Here is a 305-nt window from a genome sequence, read left to right as displayed (position 1 = left end):
GGTGATTAGCGCAGCCCGGTAGCGCATCTGGTTTGGGACCAGAGGGTCAGAGGTTCGAATCCTCTATCACCGACCACATTTTATTATTTGCATTTATTGGCGAATGATGATTAAAATATTTGATTGTAAATAGTATTTACAGCAAAGCGCCCGTAGCTCAGTTGGATAGAGCATCCGCCTTCTAAGCGGATGGTCGCAGGTTCGAATCCTGCCGGGCGTACCATTTTTGTGGTGATTGTAGCTCAGTTGGTAGAGCCCCGGATTGTGATTCCGGTTGTCGTGGGTTCGAGCCCCATCAGTCACCC

At 49.2% G+C, this 305-nt stretch carries 2 tRNA genes; both read left to right on the top strand.

Going from position 1 to position 305, the window contains the following annotated elements:
* Positions 1-146 precede the first annotated feature (146 nt).
* Positions 147-223 (top strand) — tRNA-Arg (locus Q0791_RS25135).
* Between the two features lie 8 nt (positions 224-231).
* Positions 232-304 (top strand) — tRNA-His (locus tag Q0791_RS25130).
* Position 305: the final 1 nt, after the last annotated feature.

It is taken from the genome of uncultured Shewanella sp. (assembly GCF_947495455.1).
In the GTDB taxonomy this organism is placed as follows: Bacteria; Pseudomonadota; Gammaproteobacteria; order Enterobacterales; family Shewanellaceae; genus Shewanella.
Note: the sequence above shows the minus strand (reverse complement) of the source record. Positions and strands in the feature narration are given on the sequence as shown.